The organism is Tsukamurella sputi (assembly GCF_007858445.1).
GTDB classification, from domain to species: Bacteria; Actinomycetota; Actinomycetes; order Mycobacteriales; family Mycobacteriaceae; genus Tsukamurella; species Tsukamurella sputi.
The window spans coordinates 1-540 of sequence record NZ_VIGV01000179.1 but is presented as its reverse complement, the minus strand read 5'-3'; the positions used below and the strand labels follow the sequence as shown (position 1 = coordinate 540).

The 540-nt window shown below is 71.1% G+C and carries 1 protein-coding gene and 1 pseudogene; both read right to left on the bottom strand.

The window, feature by feature from the left end; genetic code table 11:
* Nucleotides 1-249, bottom strand: a 249-nt coding sequence (locus FK268_RS23715) for a proline racemase family protein (RefSeq protein WP_166443523.1), incomplete at its 3' end; no start/stop codon positions are given.
* Nucleotides 236-540 (bottom strand): annotated as a pseudogene (locus FK268_RS23710) (Zn-dependent oxidoreductase); the annotation flags it as partial. The pseudogene FK268_RS23710 and the gene FK268_RS23715, both read right to left, overlap by 14 nt.

Sequence of the window (540 nt, the reverse complement as noted above, 5' to 3'; positions counted from 1 at the left end):
CATGATGATGTACCCGGCCTGCGCCTCGGCGTGGCCCGGTTCCACGATCAGGTCGACCGACATCGCCGGGTCGCCGTACGGTTCCGAGAGCAGCAGGCGCCGCAGCCCATCGCCCTCGTCCTGCAGGTACCGGGCCTTCTCGCGCACCGTCGCCCCGGGGATCGGACCGATCCCGGCGACGACGATCCGGCTGACGTCGCCGCCCGACTGGGTGTCGATCAGCTCGAGCGAGCACTCACGCCGCAGCATGGGGCGCCCCCACCCGGTCCCAATGCCGGTCGGGGACGACCACGAGGTTCCCCACGTACGACTTCGCCATGAACTCCCGCTGGGCCTCCCGCAGCCGCGACAGTCGGTACGTGCCGTGCAGCAGCGGGCGGATCGCGCCCGATTCGATGTACCCGAGCAGCCTGCGGAAGGCCGTGCGCGTGCCCTGCGACGAACCGTGCAACTCGAGCTGCTTCAGGTACATCGTCCGCAGATCGAGCTGCACCACGGCGCCGCCGATCGCGCCCGCGGTGGTGTAGCGCCCCTCGGGGC